The organism is Streptomyces sp. NPDC093018 (genome assembly GCF_040684035.1).
GTDB lineage: Bacteria > Actinomycetota > Actinomycetes > Streptomycetales > Streptomycetaceae > Streptomyces > Streptomyces murinus.
Genome location: NZ_JBFBFF010000002.1, coordinates 554,788 through 569,981 on the forward strand (window position 1 = coordinate 554,788; position 15,194 = coordinate 569,981).

Annotated in this window: 18 protein-coding genes; 11 read left to right on the plus strand and 7 right to left on the minus strand. The window is 71.5% G+C overall.

What is annotated here, in order from left to right:
- Positions 1-4 precede the first annotated feature (4 nt).
- A complete protein-coding gene (locus AB0N90_RS06370; RefSeq protein ID WP_365193354.1) occupies positions 5-649 on the minus strand; it encodes a MerR family transcriptional regulator in 645 nt (214 codons plus the stop codon).
- A gap of 43 nt (positions 650-692) precedes the next feature.
- On the opposite strand from AB0N90_RS06370, the gene AB0N90_RS06375 reads away from it, so the two are divergent.
- Positions 693-1,238 carry a DUF4188 domain-containing protein gene (locus AB0N90_RS06375; RefSeq protein ID WP_365193355.1) on the plus strand — a complete coding sequence of 182 codons (546 nt, stop codon included), beginning with the start codon at positions 693-695 and terminating at the stop codon, positions 1,236-1,238.
- 72 nt (positions 1,239-1,310) lie between these two features.
- Here the strand turns inward: AB0N90_RS06375 and ndgR are convergent, their stop codons facing one another.
- A complete protein-coding gene (gene ndgR / locus AB0N90_RS06380; protein WP_037654641.1) occupies positions 1,311-2,027 on the minus strand; it encodes an IclR family transcriptional regulator NdgR in 717 nt (238 codons plus the stop codon).
- A gap of 187 nt (positions 2,028-2,214) precedes the next feature.
- Here ndgR and leuC point away from each other — a divergent pair, with 187 nt between their 5' ends.
- From leuC to AB0N90_RS06400, 4 genes are all read left to right on the plus strand, one after another.
- Positions 2,215-3,639: a 3-isopropylmalate dehydratase large subunit gene (gene leuC, locus AB0N90_RS06385; protein ID WP_361677175.1), complete on the plus strand. Its 1,425-nt coding sequence runs from the start codon at positions 2,215-2,217 to the stop codon at positions 3,637-3,639.
- 5 nt (positions 3,640-3,644) lie between these two features.
- Positions 3,645-4,238, plus strand: coding sequence for a 3-isopropylmalate dehydratase small subunit (leuD, locus tag AB0N90_RS06390; RefSeq protein ID WP_365193357.1), 594 nt, complete (start codon positions 3,645-3,647; stop codon positions 4,236-4,238).
- Between the two features lie 277 nt (positions 4,239-4,515).
- On the plus strand, positions 4,516-4,746 hold the full coding sequence (locus AB0N90_RS06395) for a hypothetical protein (protein ID WP_037654633.1): 231 nt from the start codon (positions 4,516-4,518) through the stop codon (positions 4,744-4,746).
- A 136-nt stretch (positions 4,747-4,882) separates the two neighbouring features.
- Entirely contained in the window at positions 4,883-5,527 is a 645-nt protein-coding gene (locus AB0N90_RS06400; protein WP_346076989.1) for an HU family DNA-binding protein, read from the plus strand.
- A gap of 73 nt (positions 5,528-5,600) precedes the next feature.
- Here the strand turns inward: AB0N90_RS06400 and AB0N90_RS06405 are convergent, their stop codons facing one another.
- Both AB0N90_RS06405 and cofC read right to left on the minus strand, forming a co-directional pair.
- Positions 5,601-5,804, minus strand: coding sequence for a hypothetical protein (locus tag AB0N90_RS06405; protein WP_037654628.1), 204 nt, complete (start codon positions 5,802-5,804; stop codon positions 5,601-5,603).
- 39 nt (positions 5,805-5,843) lie between these two features.
- On the minus strand, positions 5,844-6,482 hold the full coding sequence (cofC, locus tag AB0N90_RS06410; protein ID WP_365193359.1) for a 2-phospho-L-lactate guanylyltransferase: 639 nt from the start codon (positions 6,480-6,482) through the stop codon (positions 5,844-5,846).
- 163 nt (positions 6,483-6,645) lie between these two features.
- Here cofC and AB0N90_RS06415 point away from each other — a divergent pair, with 163 nt between their 5' ends.
- The 3 genes from AB0N90_RS06415 (at position 6,646) to AB0N90_RS06425 (ending at position 9,726) form a co-directional block, all read left to right on the plus strand.
- On the plus strand, positions 6,646-7,416 hold the full coding sequence (locus AB0N90_RS06415; protein WP_365193360.1) for a lysophospholipid acyltransferase family protein: 771 nt from the start codon (positions 6,646-6,648) through the stop codon (positions 7,414-7,416).
- Entirely contained in the window at positions 7,413-8,423 is a 1,011-nt protein-coding gene (locus AB0N90_RS06420) for an NAD(P)H-dependent glycerol-3-phosphate dehydrogenase (RefSeq protein WP_361677159.1), read from the plus strand. The genes AB0N90_RS06415 and AB0N90_RS06420 overlap by 4 nt, the downstream gene beginning before the upstream one ends.
- Before the next feature lie 145 nt (positions 8,424-8,568).
- Complete coding sequence (locus AB0N90_RS06425) at positions 8,569-9,726, plus strand: D-alanine--D-alanine ligase family protein (RefSeq protein ID WP_365193363.1); 1,158 nt, start codon at positions 8,569-8,571, stop codon at positions 9,724-9,726.
- Positions 9,727-9,741: 15 nt separating this feature from the next.
- On the opposite strand, the gene AB0N90_RS06430 is transcribed toward AB0N90_RS06425, so the two are convergent.
- The gene (locus tag AB0N90_RS06430; protein ID WP_365193364.1) at positions 9,742-10,272 is read right to left on the minus strand and encodes a DUF3515 domain-containing protein; all 531 of its coding nucleotides are present in this window, start codon (positions 10,270-10,272) and stop codon (positions 9,742-9,744) included.
- Positions 10,273-10,292: 20 nt separating this feature from the next.
- Complete coding sequence (locus AB0N90_RS06435) at positions 10,293-10,526, minus strand: Lrp/AsnC ligand binding domain-containing protein (protein ID WP_037654619.1); 234 nt, start codon at positions 10,524-10,526, stop codon at positions 10,293-10,295.
- 254 nt (positions 10,527-10,780) lie between these two features.
- Between AB0N90_RS06435 and AB0N90_RS06440 the strand changes: the two genes are divergently transcribed.
- A complete protein-coding gene (locus tag AB0N90_RS06440) occupies positions 10,781-11,746 on the plus strand; it encodes a thiamine-phosphate kinase (protein WP_361677151.1) in 966 nt (321 codons plus the stop codon).
- Positions 11,743-12,537: a bifunctional hydroxymethylpyrimidine kinase/phosphomethylpyrimidine kinase gene (gene thiD / locus AB0N90_RS06445; RefSeq protein ID WP_365193366.1), complete on the plus strand. Its 795-nt coding sequence runs from the start codon at positions 11,743-11,745 to the stop codon at positions 12,535-12,537. Before AB0N90_RS06440 ends, thiD begins: the two co-directional genes overlap by 4 nt.
- 1,167 nt (positions 12,538-13,704) lie before the next feature.
- Here the strand turns inward: thiD and AB0N90_RS06450 are convergent.
- Positions 13,705-14,610 carry an alpha/beta hydrolase gene (locus tag AB0N90_RS06450; RefSeq protein WP_365193368.1) on the minus strand — a complete coding sequence of 302 codons (906 nt, stop codon included), beginning with the start codon at positions 14,608-14,610 and terminating at the stop codon, positions 13,705-13,707.
- 42 nt (positions 14,611-14,652) lie between these two features.
- Between AB0N90_RS06450 and AB0N90_RS06455 the strand changes: the two genes are divergently transcribed.
- A complete protein-coding gene (locus tag AB0N90_RS06455; protein WP_365193370.1) occupies positions 14,653-15,129 on the plus strand; it encodes a MarR family transcriptional regulator in 477 nt (158 codons plus the stop codon).
- Positions 15,130-15,194: the final 65 nt, after the last annotated feature.

The following is a 15,194-nucleotide window of genomic DNA, read 5'->3' on the forward strand; positions in this document are numbered from 1 at the left end:
CCGCTCACTCGAAGCCGTACCGCCGCGTCGTCTCCTCCTCCTGTGCCAGCCGGTGCAGCGCCCGCAGCACCGGCTCGTTGAGGATCGCCCCGAGGATCGCGAACTCGATCCGCTCCGCCCCCGGCGGCAGCGTCTCCATGTTGTCCAGGTCGAGTACGGCCGTGCGGTGCATCAACTCCGCGTACGGCGCGAGCTGTTCGGCCCCCCAGTCGTATCCGAGCCGGCGGAACGCGGCCACCGTCACCACCAGCGAGCGATACGCGGGGGAGAGGGTCGCGAGGCACTTGGCGTTCTCCCAGCCGAGCCGGTCCACGAGCGCCGCGACCTCCTCGTGCGCGGCCCGTACGTACGCGTCGTCCTCGTCCGGCTCCGGCACCTGCGGCAGCGCCCACAGCGCGGCGCCCAGCCGGATCGAGCTGCCCAGGGACTCGTCGTCCACATGCCCGAGCACCTCGCGCACCTTCGCCACCGGCAGCCGCCCGACCTGGATCATCGCCCGCACCAGCCGCAGCCGCCGCAGATGCCCCTCGTCGTACTCCGCCGTGGTCGCGTTCAGCTGCCGGCCCGGCGGCAACAGGCCCTCGCGCAGGTAGTACTTGATCGTCGCGGTGGAGACCCCGCTGCGTCTGCTCAGTTCGGCCAGCCGCATCTCTTGCGCCCCTTCTTGGATAAGAGCACTATCCAAGCACGCGATGAAGGGGGAAGCCATGGTGTCCCGTACGACCGCCGACGCGAAGGGCGATGTCGTCGTCCTGCTGATCGGCATGCGCATCAACCGCTTCTGGGCGGTGCATCTGTGGGTGCCGGTGATGCTCGCGATGCTCCGCATGCTGCGGGAGCTGGCGAAGGACCCGGAGCGCGGGCTGCGGGAGAAGGTGCTGCTCACGGCGTCCCCGCGGACGTACTACGTCGTGCAGTACTGGGAGTCCAAGGAGAAGCTGTACGCCTACGCCACGGCGCCCGACGCCTTCCACCACGAGGTGTGGGCGAAGCTGAACCGCAAGGAGCGGGCGGGCAAGCTGCGGGGCGAGGTCGGGATCTGGCACGAGGCGTACGTGGTGCCGGAGGGGTCGTACGAGGCGATCTACGCGGACATGCCGGCGTTCGGGCTGGCGGGGGCGCACGGTCAGGTGCCGCTCGCCGCGCGCGGGCGCTACGCGAAGGACCGGTTCGCCTATCGGTCGGCGCGGCCCGCGGAGTCTGTGGAGTCCGTGGAGTCCGTGGAGAAGAGCGCCTGAGGACGGCTGCCGGGTCGCTCGTGGGTCCGCCGCGGCGTTGAGGCGGACCCACGAGACCCATGAGGAGAAGGCTCAGCCCGTGCGGCGCAGGGCCTCCGAGAGGCGGGTCGCGGCGTCGATGACGGCCTGGGCGTGCATCCGGCCCGGGTGGCGGGTCAACCGCTCGATCGGGCCCGAGACGGAGACGGCGGCCACCACGCGGTTGGAGGGCCCGCGCACCGGGGCCGAGACGGACGCGACGCCCGGCTCGCGCTCGCCGATGGACTGGGCCCAGCCGCGGCGCCGCACGCCGGACAGGGCCGTCGCCGTGAAGCGGGCGCCCTGAAGGCCGCGGTGCAGCCGCTCGGGCTCCTCCCAGGCCATCAGGATCTGTGCCGAGGAGCCGGCCTTCATCGTGAGCGTGGAGCCGACCGGGACGGTGTCCCGCAGACCGGACAGCCGTTCCGCCGCGGCCACGCAGATCCGCATGTCACCCTGGCGGCGATAGAGCTGCGCGCTCTCGCCGGTGACATCGCGGAGGTGGGTGAGCACGGGGCCCGCCGTCGCCAGCAGGCGGTCCTCGCCCGCCGCCGCCGCGAGCTCCGCGAGGCGCGGTCCGAGGATGAACCGGCCCTGCATGTCGCGTGCCACCATGCGGTGGTGTTCCAGGGCCACGGCCAGGCGGTGGGCCGTGGGTCGTGCCAGTCCGGTGGCTCCGACCAGACCCGCGAGGGTGGCCGGACCGGACTCCAGAGCGCTCAGGACGAGGGCCGCCTTGTCCAGAACGCCGACGCCGCTACTGTTGTCCATGCAACGATACTCGCGTCTCACTCTGTGAAACGCAAGTTCAATTTTCCGCGGAACGCGCCACTCTGGATGAACACGGCGGCCCGTCCATCGACGGGTCCGGCGGCGGACGCCCGGAAACAGGGGTGCGGGCGCCGCCCTCAAGATCTCTAGTTGGGTCGGCGCCAGCGTGCCGGCCGGAGGGAAAGCGATGGGTAGGACACTCGCGGAAAAGGTCTGGGACGACCACGTCGTCCGGCGCGCCCAGGGCGAGCCCGACCTCCTCTACATCGATCTGCACCTGCTGCACGAGGTGACCAGCCCGCAGGCCTTCGACGGGCTGCGCCAGAACGGCCGCCAGGTCCGCCGCCTCGACCTCACCATCGCGACCGAGGACCACAACACCCCCACCCTCGACATCGACAAGCCGATCGCCGACCCGGTCTCGCGCGCCCAGCTGGAGACCCTGCGCAAGAACTGCGCCGAGTTCGGGGTGCGGCTGCACCCGCTGGGCGACGTCGAGCAGGGCGTCGTGCATGTGGTCGGCCCCCAGCTGGGCCTGACCCAGCCCGGCACGACCGTGGTGTGCGGCGACTCCCACACCTCCACGCACGGCGCGTTCGGCGCGCTGGCGTTCGGCATCGGCACCTCCCAGGTCGAGCATGTGCTGGCCACCCAGACGCTGCCGATGGCCCGCCCGAAGACCATGGCGATCACCGTCGACGGCGAACTGCCCGAGGGCGTCAGCGCCAAGGACCTGATCCTGGCGATCATCGCGCGGATCGGCACCGGCGGCGGCCAGGGCTACATCCTGGAGTACCGCGGCTCCGCCATCGAGAAGCTCTCGATGGAGGCCCGGATGACCATCTGCAACATGTCGATCGAGGCCGGCGCCCGCGCGGGCATGATCGCCCCCGACGAGACCACCTTCGCGTACCTCAAGGGCCGCCCGCACGCCCCCGAGGGCGCCGACTGGGACGCGGCCGTCGCGTACTGGAAGACGCTGCGCACGGACGACGACGCGGAATTCGACGCCGAGGTCGTCATCGACGCCGCCGCGCTGTCCCCGTTCGTCACCTGGGGCACCAACCCCGGCCAGGGCGCGCCGCTTTCGGCGGACGTCCCCGATCCGGCTTCGTACGAAGACGCATCGGAGCGCCTGGCCGCCGAAAAGGCCCTGGAATACATGGGGTTGGAGGCCGGGGCGCCGCTGCGCTCCATCAAGGTGGACACCGTCTTCGTAGGCTCCTGCACCAACGGCCGGATCGAGGACCTGCGCAATGTCGCCGAGATCCTGAAGGACCGCAAAGTCGCCGACGGCGTACGGATGCTGGTCGTGCCGGGCTCCGCGCGGGTCGGCCTCCAGGCGGCCGCCGAGGGTCTGGACGTGGTCTTCAAGGAGGCCGGCGCCGAATGGCGGTACGCGGGCTGCTCGATGTGCCTGGGCATGAACCCGGACCAGCTGGCCCCGGGGGAGCGCTCCGCGTCCACCTCCAACCGCAACTTCGAGGGCCGACAGGGCAAGGGCGGTCGTACCCACCTGGTGTCGCCGCAGGTCGCGGCGGCCACCGCCGTCCTGGGCCACCTGGCCTCCCCGGCCGATCTGACCGACGACCGTACGCCCGCTGGAGTCTGAGAACGATGGAAGCCTTCACCACCCACACCGGCCGGGCCGTCCCGCTGCGCCGCGGCAATGTCGACACCGACCAGATCATCCCCGCCCACTGGCTCAAGAAGGTGACCCGGGACGGGTTCGAGGACGGGCTCTTCGAGGCCTGGCGCAAGGACCCCGGGTTCATCCTCAACCGCCCGGAGCGGCAGGGCGCCACCGTGCTGGTCGCCGGCCCCGACTTCGGCACCGGCTCCTCCCGTGAGCACGCCGTCTGGGCGCTGCAGAACTACGGCTTCAAGACCGTGATCTCCTCCCGCTTCGCGGACATCTTCCGTGGTAACTCGCTGAAGAACGGCCTGCTCACCGTGGTGCTGGAGCAGAAGATCGTGGACACGCTGTGGGAGCTGACCGAGGCCGACCCGAGCGCCGAGATCACGGTGGACCTCGAAGCGCGCGAGGTGCGCGCCGAGGGTGTCACCGCCTCCTTCGAGCTGGACGAGAACTCCCGCTGGCGGCTGCTGAACGGCCTGGACGACATCTCCATCACCCTCCGGAACGAGGCCGACGTCGCCGCGTACGAGCAGCGGCGGCCCGCCCACAAGCCGCAGACCCTCCAGGGCTGACCCAGGTAGCCTGTCCCCGATCCCGTGAGGGTCGGGTTTCGGCCACCCAACGAACCCGTCCGTACCCCCGATCGCCCCGATCGGGGGTACACGCATGTCGGGGCCCCTACGGACCCTCCTGGCTCCGGGGATTCTCTCAACTTCCCGTGTTATGAAGGGCGTTGGAAGGGTAGATGAGGCAGAGGATCGCGCCGTCCGCAAGGGCCTGGAAGGCCATTTGTGGCGGGAGTTGCCCCCTGGGCAGGCGACAACTCGCCCCAGATGGCACAATCTGTGCATGGGACACGACGGCCAACTCCAGCTCTATGCGGCGGTCGCGAACCAACTCAAGGAAGCGCACGCAAGAGTGCGCGCACTGCAAGTCCCGGAGGGCGTACGGATGGCGCTGACCCGGAAGCTGCTGGTCATTACGGCCGCGGCCAAGCACGATCTCGCCGGTGCGGCAAGGCGGCTTGAGCGGTTCACCGCGGACCTCGACGAGGGTCGGATCCCCGACGAGGACCGCTGAACAGCCCGAGAACGCCGAGTCCGTTGCGGCACAAGGGTGATAAGCCCGTTTCGTGTTTGATTTGCGGTATATATCTGCCTAACGTGCGAAAAAGCTTGAACACATTCGTTCTGGCGATGTCTCCGAAGGGGAAGACGTGAACAAGGCGCAGCTCGTAGAAACGATTGCCGAGAAGGTTGGCGGCCGCCAGCAGGCGGCGGAAGCCGTCGATCATGTTCTGGACGCCATCGTCCGCGCGGTCGTCGCGGGCGAGCGGGTCTCGGTCACCGGTTTCGGGTCCTTCGAGAAGGTGGACCGCCCCGCCCGGTACGCCCGTAACCCCCAGACGGGCGAGCGGGTTCGGGTCAAGAAGACCTCCGTGCCGCGCTTCCGCGCCGGTCAGGGCTTCAAGGACCTGGTGAGCGGCTCGAAGAAGCTCCCGCGCGGTGGCGAGGTCTCGGTGAAGAAGGCGCCCAAGGGCAGCCTGACCGGGGGCGCCGCGGCGACGGTCAAGAAGGCCGCCGCGAAGAAGACCGCCAAGGCGGCCGCGAAGAAGACCACCGCCAAGAAGACGACGGCGAAGAAGACCACGGCGGCCGCGGCGAAGAAGGCCACCACGAAGAAGGCGACCGCCAAGAAGACCACGGCGACGGCGAAGACCGCGGCGGCGAAGAAGGCCACGGCCAAGAAGGCCACCGCGAAGAAGGCCCCGGCGAAGAAGGTCACCGCGAAGAAGGCGCCGGCCAAGAAGTCGACGGCCCGCAAGACCACCGCGAAGAAGGCCACCGCGCGCAAGGCGTAGGGCATCGATCAGGGCACTCACGCGCCGGGCCGGACTCCCACCGGAGTCCGGCCCGCGGCGTGTGCAAGGGGAGTTACAGGGTCTGGAGCGTGACGAGGGTGATCCGCAGGGAGCCCTCGGCCCCCTCGGTCTCGATCCGCACGCGCTGCCCGGGCCGCAGCAGCCGCAGGCCGCCCCGGTCGAACGCGGCGGCGTCGAAGGGCACGGGGGTGCCGTCGTCGAGCAGCACCTGCCCGCTCCGGGTCTCGCTGTCGTACGTGTACGCGGTGGCCTGCATGGGGTTCAGGGTAGTGCCCGTGGCCCTCCGGCCGCCCGGTCAGGCGCCGGGTACCGGCACATCCGCGCACGCCGCGCTCGTATACGGTCCGACCCCCAGCGCCAGCGCCGCCCGCAGGTCGTCCCCCGTGTCGACGTCCTGCCGTACCGAATCCACGCCCCCCAGCAGAAGTTCCTCGGCGCCGGACGCCCGGTGCCGCGCCCGTGACCCGGCCCCGAAGCCCGGCCGCAATTCACGGTCCGTACCGGCCGCCAGCAATGTCGTGCCGATCCCCGCCGCGTCCGCGAGAAAAGCCCTGGGGAATTCCGCGGCGGCGCACAGCACCTGTTCCAGCTCGGCCGCCCGCAGCGCCGGCAGATCGGCGTTCAGCGCGGCCACGGCGGCCCCCGGGCGCATCAGCCGTATCGCCTCCGCCCCGTGCGCCAGCGCCGCGTTCAGGCCCCGCGCCGGGGTGTCCGGGACGATCCGCGCGCCCAGCGCGGACAGCGCGCGCCCGGCGCGTGGATCGTCCGTGACGACCACCACATCCATGACCCCGGGGCAGGCGAGGCCCGCGGCCACCGTGTCCTGGGCGAACGCGAGGACCAGCCCCGGGCGCACCCCGTCCGCCACGGTGTCCGCGAGCCTGCTCTTGGCCCGGGACAGGGGCTTCAGGGGGATGACCAACGTCCACTGCACCGGCGTACCGCCCCTCTCTCGTCGCGATCATTGTCACCGCAGCCGCTGGGCTGAGGTGTGTCGGGCGTACGGTGTTCTCGACAGACCGGCGCTCCGGGGCGACACTTGTGCGGCCCCCGCCGGGGTCAGTCCCCCGTGGATCCCCCTAGAGGAAGGTGTCCTTGTGCCCCGCCGCAGAATCGGCTTCTGGTACCGCTTCGCCGCGGTGATCTGCAAACCGCCGCTGGTGGTTCTGATCAAGCGGGACTGGCGTGGAATGGAGCACATTCCGGCCGAGGGCGGATTTATCACCGTGGTGAACCACAATTCCCACGTGGACCCCTTCGCATACGCGCACTATCAGTACAACACCGGGCGGGTTCCGCGATTCCTCGCGAAGAGCGGCCTTTTCAAGAAGGGAATCGTGGGCGCCGCGATGCGCGGCACCGGACAGATTCCCGTCTACCGCGAGTCCACGGACGCGCTGAGCGCCTTCCGCGCCGCGATCGACGCCGTGGAGCGCGGTGAGTGCGTCGCCTTCTACCCCGAGGGCACCCTGACCCGCGACCCCGACGGCTGGCCGATGACCGGCAAGACCGGCGCCGCCCGGGTGGCCCTGCAGACCAAGTGCCCGGTGATCCCGGTCGCCCAGTGGGGCGCCAATGAACTGCTCCCGGCATATGCGAAGAAGCCGAACCTCTTCCCGCGCAAGACCCACCATGTGCTGGCGGGCCCGCCCGTGGACCTGTCGCGCTTCTACGACAGGGAGCTGACCCCGGACGTCCAGAAGGAGGCCACCGAGGTCATCATGGCGGCGATCACCCGCCTCCTGGAGGAGATCCGCGGCGAGAAGGCGCCCGAGACGCCGTACGACCCGCGCCGGGAGCGGATCGAGCAGCGGCGCCGCACGCGGGCGCAGGACAAGGCCAGGCAGGAAGAGGAGCAGAGCAAGTGAGCACGCCTGTGCGGGTGGCCGTCATGGGCACCGGTTCCTGGGGCACCGCCTTCGGCATGGTGCTCGCCGACGCCGGCTGTGACGTGACCCTGTGGGCCCGCAGGCCCGAGCTGGCCGAGACGGTCAACTCCACCCGGATCAACCCCGACTACCTGGCCGGTGTGGAGCTCCCGGAGAACCTGCGCGCCACCGCGGACGCCGCCGAGGCGCTGCGCGACGCGGAGTTCACCGTCCTCGCCATCCCCTCCCAGACCCTCCGCCAGAACCTCGCCGAGTGGCTTCCGCTGCTCGCCCCGGACACCGTGCTCGTCTCCCTGATGAAGGGCGTCGAACTGGGCTCCGCGATGCGGATGAGCGAGGTCATCGAGGACGTCGCCAAGGTCGGCCCGGAGCGTGTCGCCGTCGTCACCGGGCCCAACCTGGCCCGCGAGGTCGCCGCCCGGATGCCCGCCGCGGCCGTGGTGGCCTGCGCCGACGAGGCCGTGGCCCGGCGGCTCCAGGCGGCCTGCCACACGCCGTACTTCCGGCCGTACACCGAGACCGACGTGGTCGGCTGCGAGCTGGGCGGCGCGGTGAAGAACGTCATCGGGCTCGCCGTCGGCATCGCGGACGGCATGGGGCTCGGCGACAACGCCAAGGGTTCGCTGATCACCCGGGGGCTCGCGGAGACCGCGCGGCTCGGTGTCGTGCTCGGCGCCGACCCGCTGACCTTCTCCGGACTCGCCGGTCTCGGCGACCTGGTGGCCACCTGCTCCTCGCCGCTGTCACGCAACCACACCTTCGGCACCAACCTCGGCAAGGGCATGACCCTGGAGGAGACCATCGCGGTCACCAGGCAGACCGCGGAGGGCGTCAAGTCCTGTGAGTCCGTGCTGGATCTGGCCCGCAGGCACGGCGTCGACATGCCGATCGCGGAGACGGTCGTCGGCATCGTGCACGAGGGCAAGCCGCCGGTCGTCGCGCTCAAGGAGCTGATGTCGCGCAGCGCGAAGCCCGAGCGACGCTGAGCGAGACCGCGAGAACGCTGAGCGAGACCACGGGGACGCTGCGCGAAAACGCATGGACACTGTGCGAAATCCGCCCGTTTTTGTGCGTTCCGGGGCGGAGCCGACGCTGTATCCGGGCTCTACCAACGGGTACTCTCAACGCGATATGAGCACCGAGAACCTTCCCCAGAGCCCTGAGCAGCCGTCGCGCAAGCCCCGCGTGGCCGTCGTGTTCGGTGGCCGCAGCTCCGAACACGGGATCTCCGTGGTCACCGCGGGCGCCGTCCTCAAGGCCATCGACCGGACGAAGTACGACGTCCTGCCGATCGGCATCACCCGGGACGGCCGTTGGGCGCTGACGGCCGACGAGCCGGAGCGGATGGCCATCACCGACCGCGCCCTGCCCGCCGTCGAGGACCTGGCGGAGTCGCACGAGGGCGATGTGGTGCTCCCCGTCGCCCCCGCCAACCGCGAGGTCGTCTACAGCGAGCCCGGCTCCGTGCCCAAGGCGCTCGGCGAGGTCGACGTCGTCTTCCCGGTGCTGCACGGCCCCTACGGTGAGGACGGCACCCTCCAGGGCCTGCTGGAGCTGTCCGGAGTGCCGTACGTGGGCGCGGGTGTGCTCGCCTCGGCCGTCGGCCAGGACAAGGAGTACATGAAGCGGGTCTTCACCTCCTTCGGGCTCAAGGTCGGCCCCTACGTGGTGATCCGGCCCCGCGAGTGGCAGCAGGACGAGGCCGCCGCGCGCAAGAAGATCGTGGACTTCGCCGGTGAGCACGGCTGGCCGCTGTTCGTGAAGCCCGCGCGGGCCGGCTCCTCCATCGGCATCACCAAGGTCGACGACCTGTCCGGCCTGGACGAGGCGATCGCCGAGGCGCAGTCGCACGACCCGAAGATCCTGATCGAGGCGGCGATCACCGGCCGCGAGATCGAGTGCGGTGTCCTGGAGTTCGAGGACGGCCCGAGGGCCTCGCTCCCGGCCGAGATCCCGCCGCCGGACGCGCACGCGTACTACGACTTCGAGGCCAAGTACATCGACTCCACGCCCGGCATCGTGCCGGCGCCGCTCACCGAGGAGGAGACCGCCGAGATCCGGCGGCTCGCGGTGGACGCGTTCGAGGCGGCGTCCTGCGAGGGGCTGGTGCGCGCGGACTTCTTCCTCACCGCGGACGGGGAGTTCGTGATCAACGAGATCAACACGCTGCCCGGGTTCACGCCGATCTCGATGTACCCGCAGATGTGGCAGGCGACCGGGGTCGGCTACCCCGAGCTGATCGACCTGCTGGTGCAGGCCGCGCTGCGCAGGTCCACCGGACTGCGCTGAGCGATCCGCGAGCGGTCAGCCGCGCATGGAGGCCATCCCCTCGGGGATGGCCTTCTTCACGGCCGCGGCCAGGTCCTCCAGCACCTGGGTGCTGTCGTCCGGGCCCGACAGCTTCTTCGGCAGGGTCACCTGGACATACGCCTTGCGGTTCGCCGTCGTGAAGCGCCAGGTGCCGTCGCCCTGCTTCTCCATCAGCCAGTCCACGCCGTTGACCCCGCCCGCGATCGCGTCGGGGTCCTGGCCCTGGGCCACCTTGGGGTCGATCATCTTCGGCGGCCGGACGATCCCGCAGCGCAGTATGATCGCCGGGTTTCCCCAGCCCGCCGTGTAGACGGACCGGGGCTCGGGGTCGGCGCGCCGCTGCCCGTCCACCTTGGCGGGCAGCGCCGAGTGCAGACTCCGGCACAGCGGGGCGGTCTTCGCGTCGGGACGGGGAACCGCGACCGTGGCGCTGTCGTCCGCGGCGCAGCCCGCGACCGCGAGCAGCACGACCGGCGCGGACAGGGCGGCGAGCAGGGCGGGGGGCCGGTGACCGAAGAAGTTCACCGGCCAAGCGTAGACGGGGGCTACAGATGCACGACCGGGCAGGTCAGGGTGCGGGTGATGCCGTCCACTTGCTGGACCTTGGCGACCACCATGCGACCGAGTTCGTCGACGGTTTCGGACTGGGCGCGCACGATGACGTCGTACGGACCTGTGACGTCCTCGGCCTGGATCACTCCAGGGATCTTGCTGATGGTCTCGGCGACGGTCGACGCTTTGCCGACCTCCGTCTGGATCAGGATGTACGCCTGTACCACGGAACCTCCAGGGCGGCCACGAGGATCATGTGGGGAAAAGGAACGCCACGGTATCGCGTCGCCGCTCCTCGCGGGGAGACCTGCGGGAACCGGGCTTGCGCGCCAGGGTGCAGGCACGACGGAAGTTGACGGTCGTCCGGGACCGTATCGGCGGTCGTTCCCGACCGCGTCGGGGTCATCTCGACGGTATCGGGGACACTGATGAGGCGCGAGTCAGCACGGTCAGGCAGAGGCAGAGAAGGGGAGTCAGGGACATGAAGGGCACGGTTGGTGAGCTCGGGGAATTCGGGCTCATCAGGGAGCTCACCTCCCGTCTCACCACCACTCCGGCGGTCCGTATCGGCCCCGGGGACGACGCCGCAGTGGTGGCCGCGCCCGACCGGCGGGTGGTGGCGAGCACCGACGTCCTGCTGGAGGGGCGGCACTTCCGCCGCGACTGGTCCACGGCCTACGACGTGGGGCGCAAGGCGGCCGCGCAGAACCTCGCGGACATCGCCGCGATGGGCGCCGTACCGACCGCCCTGCTGCTGGGCCTCGTGGTGCCGGCCGAACTCCCGGTCAGCTGGCCGACCGAGATGATGGACGGGCTGCGCGACGAGTGCCAGGTCGCGGGCGCCGCCGTGGTCGGCGGGGATGTCGTACGGGGCGACACCATCATGGTGTCGATCACCGCGCTCGGCGATCTGCGCAACCAGGAGCCGGTGACCCGGGCCGGTGCCCAGCCCGGCGACCTGGTGGCCGTCACGGGCTGGCTGGGCTGGTCCGCGGCCGGTTACGCGGTGCTCTCCCGCGGCTTTCGCTCGCCGCGCGCCTTCGTGGAGGCCCACCGGCGCCCCGAGCCGCCGTACCACGCGGGTCCGGCCGCCGCCGCGCTCGGCGCGACCGCGATGTGCGATGTGAGCGACGGGCTGATCGCCGACCTCGGTCATATCGCCGAGGCCAGCAAGGTCCGTATCGACATCCGCTCCGGCGCGGTCGACGTGCCCACGCAGATGAACGACATCGGGCAGGCCGTCGGCGTGGATCCGCTCCAGTGGGTGCTGTCCGGGGGAGAGGACCACGCGATCGTGGCGACCTTCCCGCCGGACACCAAGCTCCCGGCCCGCTGGAAGGTCATCGGGGAGGTCCTCAACCCCTCCGCGCTGCCGCAGGTGACGGTGGACGGGGCGCCCTGGACCAGCAGAGGCGGCTGGGACCACTTCGGGGACATAGAACCGTGACCCCGCCCCGGGTGCTCACGGTGGCCGGCTCCGACTCCGGCGGCGGCGCCGGGATCCAGGCCGACCTCAAGACGATGCTCGCGCTCGGCGTCCACGGGATGAGCGTGCTCACCGCCGTGACCGCGCAGAACTCCCTTGGTGTGCAAGGTGTTTGGGAACTCCCGGCCGAGGCGGTACGGGCCCAGTACCGCAGCGTCGTGGACGACATCGGCGTCCAGGCCGTGAAGACCGGCATGCTGGGCTCGGCCCAACTGGTCGAGACGGTCGCCGAGTTGATCGCCGGCACGGACGCGCCCGCCGTGGTCGACCCGGTCGGCGTCTCCAAGCACGGCGACGCGCTGCTCGCCGACTCCGCCCTGGACGCCGTGCGCACCAGGCTGCTCCCGGCGGCCTCCGTGGCGACCCCCAACCTGGACGAGGTGCGCCAACTCACCGGCGTCCAGGTCGAGTCCGAGGACGATCTACGACGCGCCGCGGACGCCGTGCTGGCCTACGGACCGCGCTGGGTGCTGATCAAGGGCGGGCATCTGGCCGGTGACGCGGTGGACCTCCTGACGGACGGCACCGCGGCGGGCGAGCACCGGCTGCGCGCGCCCCGCCACGACAACCGGCACACCCACGGCACCGGCTGCACACTCGCCTCCGCCATCGCCTCCGGCCTGGCCCGGGGCCTCCCCGTCCCGGCGGCGGTCACGGCGGCCAAGGAGTACGTCACCGGTGCGATCGCATCGGGCTTCGCCCTGGGCACGGGGATCGGGCCGGTGGATCACGGGTGGCGGTTCAGGACGTGAGGAAGCCTTGGCGGCGGGTGCCGCGGGGGCGTGAGCGGGGGTCTTCCCGACCGGCGTCGCGTGGTGGATGCGCATATGTGAGTTCGGTGTTTTGCACCCCGGGGGGTTTGCCTGTGTGGGCCGGGCCGGGCAGGGCCGGGCCGGTGTCTCGGGGGTCGGCCCGCATGAGCCCGGCGCTGTGCACACCGGCCGCTTGCCCGCATGAGCCCGGCGCTGTCACACCGGCCGCTTGCCCGTGTGAGTCCGGGCCTGTGCCACGGACGCTCGCCGTGTGAGCCGGTCCCGCGTCCCGGGGGTTCACCCCGCGTGAGCCGGGCCTGTGCTCCGCCGGGCTCGTTCGCGCGAGGTCCGGGCCTGCGCTCAGGTACGGGCGTGGTGCGCGCCGAACCCGCCTCCTGGACCCAGCTTCCGGACCCGCCACCGGAACCGGCCTTCCGGGCCGCCTTCCGGATCTGCCGCCGGGAGCGGCCCTCTGGAGGCGCTATCGGGGCCGGCCTTCCTGCTCCGCCTCCTGGACCTGCTACCGGGGCTGGCTTCCCGGGCCGCCTCGCGGTCCGCCACCGGGATCCGCCTCCCTGCTCCGCCTCCTGGATCCGCTACCGGGGCTGGCTTCCCGGGCCGCCTTCGCGGATCCGCCGTCGGGATCCGCCTTCCGGATCTGCCGCCGGGAGCGGCCCTCTGGAGGCGCTATCGGGGCCGGCCTTCCTGCTCTGCCTCCTGGACCCGCTACCGGGGCTGGCTTCCCGGGCCGCCTCCTGGACCCGCCGCCGGGGCTGGCTTCCCGGGCCGCTTTGCGGATCCGCCGCCGGGATCCGCCTTCCGGATCTGCCGCCGGGACCGGCCCTCTGGAGGCGCTATCGGGGCCGGCCTTCCTGCTCCGCCTCCTGGACCCGCTACCGGGACCGGCTTCCCGGGCCGCCTCCCGGACCCGCCACCGGGACTGGCTTCCCGGGCCGCCTCGCGGACCCACCTCCTGGACCCGCCTCGCGGATTCGCCGCCGGGACCGGCCTTCCGGGCCGCCTCGCGGATCCGCCACCGGGCCCGCCCCCGGTCCGGCCTCCCGGGCCCGTTTCCGGACCCGCCACCCGGAGGCGTGCCCGTCCGGGTCCGGATGAGTCCGTCCGAGAGGGACCCGTGCGGTGGGTCCGTCCGCGTGGGGCGCGGGCCTACGCCCTGGTCGCGCGCAGGCGCTGGTCGAGGAAGAGGGCCGCGCGGTCCAGTGCGTCGTCCGCCTCGTCCAGTTCGCCGGCGAACGCCTGGAACACATGCGGTACGTCGGCCGTGACGTCCAGGATCACATCCACCCCGGCGGCCCTGGCGCGCGCGGCGAGGCGGGTGGAGTCGTCCAGCAGGATCTCGTTGGTGCCCACCTGGAGCAGCAGCGGCGGCAGCCCGCTCAGGTCCGCGCACACGGCCGGGCTGAGCAGCGGCTGGCGTGGATCGGCGCCCGCGAGGTACAGCATCCCGGTGCGCTCGACGGACGCGCGGGTGAAGAACGGGTCGACGCCCTCCTTCGTGTCGATGCTCTCACCGGTGCGGGTCGCGTCCAGGCCCGGCGAGAACGCCAGGACCGCGGCGGGCACCGGCAGGCCCGCGTCCCGGGCGGCCAGGCAGGTGGTGACGGCGAGGCCGCCGCCCGCCGAGTCCCCGGCGAACACGACCGCCGAGGGGTCGGCGCCGCCGTCGAGGAGCGCGCGGTAGGCGCCGAGCGTGTCCTCGATCGCGGCCGGGAACGGATGCTCGGGGGCCAGCCGGTAGTCCAGCGAGTACGCCGTGCGGCCGGTCCTGGTCACCAGGTGCCCGGTCACCGCGAGCGAGGCCTCGGGGGAGCCGCTCACCCAGCCGCCGCCGTGGAAGTACAGGATCGTCCCGGCGCGCGGACGGTCCTCGGGTGCCACGCGCAGCGCGGGCCGGTCGCCGAGCGCGGTCCGGGTCGTACGGATGCCGTCGGGCACGGTCATCCCGCTCATCAGCGCCTCGAACCCGGCCCGGATCTCCTCGATCGTCCGGGGCCCCTCGGGGCGCGGCTGCCGCAGCCTGGCGTCGATCCGGGCGCGCTGTTCCTTGCTCATGGGTGCTCCCCCTCGTCATTAGCTTCCTCTACACTATATGCCGTGGCATATAAAACGACCGGAGACACCGCCGGGCTCCTGGATTTCTTCTCCGACCTGGTGCGCTGCGAGACGCGGCTGTACAACGCCCTCAACGATCGGCTCCGCGAGCGGCACGGGATCGTGACCTCGCAGTTCGAGGCCCTGCGCTATCTGCGCGACCACGAAGGGGCGCGGGTGGCGGACCTCGCGGCGGAGTTCGCGATCGGCATCGGGGCGACGAGCAAGGGCGTCGACCGCCTGGAGAAACAGGGCTGGGCGGTCCGGACGCCGAATCCGGCCGACCGCCGCTCGTCCCTGCTGGCCCTGACCGAGGAGGGCGCGGAACTCGTCGGCGCGGCGGAGGAGACGTTCGGCGCGACGCTGGCCGAACTGATCGGAGGAGCGCTCGACGACGCTTCGACGGCGGCGGCCGCGCAAGCCTTCTCAAGGCTGCGTTCCGCCCTCGAACAGCGTCAGGTCGGCATGCCGACGGGCTGATGCGGGGGGACTACGGCAGCGGGTACGGCAAAAAGCCGGTCCATCCTGAGATGGACCGGCTCAGT

What these genes read in the sequence shown, in the direction of transcription:
- AB0N90_RS06370 (WP_365193354.1), bottom strand. Translation starts at nt 649, where the DNA reads ATGCGGCTGGCCGAACTGAGCAGACGCAGCGGGGTCTCCACCGCGACG.
- AB0N90_RS06375 (WP_365193355.1), top strand. Translation starts at nt 693, where the DNA reads ATGAAGGGGGAAGCCATGGTGTCCCGTACGACCGCCGACGCGAAGGGC.
- ndgR (WP_037654641.1), bottom strand. Translation starts at nt 2,027, where the DNA reads ATGGACAACAGTAGCGGCGTCGGCGTTCTGGACAAGGCGGCCCTCGTC.
- leuC (WP_361677175.1), top strand. Translation starts at nt 2,215, where the DNA reads ATGGGTAGGACACTCGCGGAAAAGGTCTGGGACGACCACGTCGTCCGG.
- leuD (WP_365193357.1), top strand. Translation starts at nt 3,645, where the DNA reads ATGGAAGCCTTCACCACCCACACCGGCCGGGCCGTCCCGCTGCGCCGC.
- AB0N90_RS06395 (WP_037654633.1), top strand. Translation starts at nt 4,516, where the DNA reads ATGGGACACGACGGCCAACTCCAGCTCTATGCGGCGGTCGCGAACCAA.
- AB0N90_RS06405 (WP_037654628.1), bottom strand. Translation starts at nt 5,804, where the DNA reads ATGCAGGCCACCGCGTACACGTACGACAGCGAGACCCGGAGCGGGCAG.
- AB0N90_RS06425 (WP_365193363.1), top strand. Translation starts at nt 8,569, where the DNA reads ATGAGCACCGAGAACCTTCCCCAGAGCCCTGAGCAGCCGTCGCGCAAG.
- AB0N90_RS06440 (WP_361677151.1), top strand. Translation starts at nt 10,781, where the DNA reads ATGAAGGGCACGGTTGGTGAGCTCGGGGAATTCGGGCTCATCAGGGAG.
- AB0N90_RS06450 (WP_365193368.1), bottom strand. Translation starts at nt 14,610, where the DNA reads ATGAGCAAGGAACAGCGCGCCCGGATCGACGCCAGGCTGCGGCAGCCG.